Raw genomic sequence first — 3,185 nt, 5'->3', positions numbered from 1 at the left:
TAATTACTAAATTTACCATTGTTCGTGTTATGCAATGGTCTTTTTGTTATGCAATGAAATTAACAACTACTTTCGCAAATTTACACTTGACTTTAACTAGCTGGTCTATCTAATAATATAACATTATGTAGTTATATACAACTATAAATACATCATATTCATTTAATTATACATTAAGTATAATTAAAGTTCTAAAAATATATAATTACTTTAAAAAATAAGGATAGAGGGTTCACAGTGTAATATGAACATTCTATCCTTATCTATAGTATTATTATTTTGCAAATGGTTATCGTTTTTGTAAATAATCTTATTTCTTATTAAAAATAGATAATATGCACTATTAGAACCGCTAACAATAAAACACTTGATAGCAAATGAAGTCTATGCTTTGGAATGTATCTTCGTATTCCAGAAAAAGACACAATAACGAATATTCCCAAGGCTACTAAACCTGTTATGTAACCAATATTTAACTTGACTCCATTTAATATTGCAACATATCCATGCACAAGTGCAAATCCTAAAGCAAGAATGGCTATAGGTACATGAAACCGTCTTGCTATTTTTGCAAATGTAATAATAATTTTCTTTGGAGGTTCATTTTTACTTTTAGCTTTTTTTATTAACTTAGTTACCACATACCAAGCCATTGCAAAAGCTATACCAATAACAGCAGCCCATTTTGAACCGAAATTAAGGGTTTTCACTAATAACCCACATATACTTGACGGTATTGGAAGATGTTTAGTAATTGAAAGTGTACAAAAAAGAAAGCTGCAAAAGAGAAATATAGTTGTGAGGATTATTGATAATCTTACCAATCTTTTTTCATTAGCATTCTTAATAATAGCTTTATTTGTATTTTGTAACTCAATCATTGACATATTGTTAATCTCCTTTAAATAAGTACTTAGTAGTTGAACATCTTTTGTCCGTTTATAATCATATTGTACTTTGTATATTACAAATGCTTTTTTAATCAAATGCTATTAAAGTTACATTAAAATTGTATTAAAATCATTTATTTTACATATATTATCTTCTATTGTATAATAATATCAAAACCAAAGGAGGACAATTAAAATATGGAAAATGAAATTCTAAACCTCGAACAAGCGTGTGGTTTATTAAATGTTAGTGAAAGAACTATGATTAAGTTATTGAGAGAAGACCATTTACCCGCAAGAAAGATAGGAAGAGAGTGGAGATTTAATAAAAAGATATTAATAGATTGGATTGGATCGGGGGATTCTGTTCGTTATACTAATCAAGATGATACATATGCAGTTTATGAGGAAGAAGAAGGAAACTATAAGGATATGATAAATGATATATGTAATCAAGCTTCAAAGCTAAAGGAAAAGAATGATATAAGCTCATTAATAAAGGATTTAAATTCAAGTATAAGTATCCCTGCTGATGTTAAGTTGAGCATTAGCTACAAACAAAAAAGAGATATAGAAAAACTTGAATTTAAAATATACTGGCATCTCAGAGATGACGTTAAAGTTAACGTAAAAAATAAAAACTTGGAAACAACTGATTAAAAATAGTGATTAATATTTACCAAGAATTAATAGATATGGACAAAGAGGAGTTTAAAAATATAAATTCTAAGAAGATTAATTCAAACATTATCTGGCTTAGTGTTGCAACATTTCTTGCAGATATAGGCGGAGGCTTAGTTAATGTTGTTTTACCACTTTATTTAACTGCATTAGAATTAAACAAGACTTTTATTGGAACCGTTGAAGGTATTGCTGATTTTACATCAGGGATTGTTTGTATATTTTTGCTTAAAATTTCGACCAATATTCTATGACGTAAGGGGGAATTATAATTAACAATTTTATTGGAATATTAAAAAAAATCATTAACGATTTTAAGATAAAAGTCAAAAATTTAAAGAAAGAAATCGGAGCATTATCTTTAGCCTGTAAGAGACGTGATGTACCTTGGTACGCTAAGTTAGTAGTAGTATTAGTAGTCGGATATGCGCTAAGCCCTATTGATTTAATTCCTGATTTTATACCCGTATTAGGCTATCTTGATGATTTAATTTTAGTTCCTATTGGTGTAGTATTTGCAATTAGATTAATACCAAAAGATATTATGAATGAATGTAGAGAGCAGTCAGAAGATATTTTTAAAGAAGGTAAACCTAGAAATTGGGTTGCAGGAGGCATTATAATATTTATATGGATTGGTATATTTACTTATGTTATAACAAGATTTTTATAACATATTGTTATGTATTTTTCTTCGTAACATTCTTATATTGTTGTGCGACAAGAAGTCGCTAATTAGTAGTGTTTCGTAAGAAATTGCGTTAGTTACTAAACGTATGGAATTAATACCCAGCAGGTGGCTTATTTTTACACGTATGTCGGCTGTACCCGTTAAAGAGTTTAATATGAATTGGTTGAAATTATAACAAGACAATGTCATAAAATTAATGAGCTTTTATAAATGGATCAAAAAATAAATTATGTCATGAAATGAATAGGTTTGCTTTCAGATGTTGAGCCGACAAAAGCTATCACCATAAGTATATACTTAAATGATGATAGCTACGAAAATTGCTCGATGTCTGAAACAAACTATTGAACGATGCCGCGTTAGCACTTACTATGGGATTTCAATAAATATCACTTTCCTAAAATCAGCGATACTCTGTTATATTTATCTTATATCTCGCAATAATCCAAATAAAATTCATGATGATCAGTATATCTTGTATTTTCTATCATTAACTTTAATTATCATATATAAAAACAAACTAAGGTGGCATTACATAACGAAAGATGCTTTTAAATAAAAAAAATTTATAGCATTGTAACTTTAACTAATTTAATTTTATAAGAATTTAGAACAGAATACAAGTCAAAAATTTATATTAGCACATATCTGCCACCGCTTTTAGCGGTTTAGTTCAATAACACTTTCATGACATTTATTTAAACCCCATAAAAGTTATCTTAAATTATGTATAATTTATATATATATTACTAATAATATTAATGGTGATATAAATGGGTGAAGATAAAAATAAAAATATAAATACAAATGTAAATTTATATAATGATTTTGATAAAAATTTTTCCTTAATTGATGGGGCATTAAAAGATTGTCCTGATATTATAAGACGGCAAGTAATTTTAAATTCAGGGAAAAAAGGTTGT

The 3,185-nt window shown here is 27.4% G+C and carries 4 protein-coding genes and 1 pseudogene; 4 read left to right on the top strand and 1 reads right to left on the bottom strand.

Going from position 1 to position 3,185, the window contains the following annotated elements:
- Positions 1–320: 320 nt before the first annotated feature.
- Positions 321–887 (bottom strand): hypothetical protein, encoded by a 567-nt coding sequence (locus KPL38_RS18715; protein ID WP_216290647.1) that lies wholly within the window; start codon positions 885–887, stop codon positions 321–323.
- Positions 888–1,088: 201 nt separating this feature from the next.
- Here KPL38_RS18715 and KPL38_RS18710 point away from each other — a divergent pair, with 201 nt between their 5' ends.
- The 4 genes and pseudogenes from KPL38_RS18710 to KPL38_RS20275 all read left to right on the top strand — a co-directional run bounded on the left by KPL38_RS18710 (position 1,089) and on the right by KPL38_RS20275 (position 2,244).
- Positions 1,089–1,550: a helix-turn-helix domain-containing protein gene (locus KPL38_RS18710; protein WP_216290646.1), complete on the top strand. Its 462-nt coding sequence runs from the start codon at positions 1,089–1,091 to the stop codon at positions 1,548–1,550.
- Between the two features lie 5 nt (positions 1,551–1,555).
- A complete protein-coding gene (locus KPL38_RS18705; protein WP_216290645.1) occupies positions 1,556–1,825 on the top strand; it encodes a hypothetical protein in 270 nt (89 codons plus the stop codon).
- An 11-nt stretch (positions 1,826–1,836) separates the two neighbouring features.
- A pseudogene (locus KPL38_RS20280) lies at positions 1,837–2,061 on the top strand (YkvA family protein); the annotation flags it as partial.
- Between the two features lie 54 nt (positions 2,062–2,115).
- On the top strand, positions 2,116–2,244 hold the full coding sequence (locus KPL38_RS20275; protein WP_312884280.1) for a hypothetical protein: 129 nt from the start codon (positions 2,116–2,118) through the stop codon (positions 2,242–2,244).
- The last annotated feature ends 941 nt before the right edge of the window (positions 2,245–3,185 follow it).

The sequence above is a fragment of the Clostridium psychrophilum genome (assembly GCF_018861705.1).
GTDB classification, from domain to species: domain Bacteria; phylum Bacillota; class Clostridia; order Clostridiales; family Clostridiaceae; genus Clostridium_AD; species Clostridium_AD psychrophilum.
This window is presented reverse-complemented; position numbering and strand designations above follow the sequence as displayed.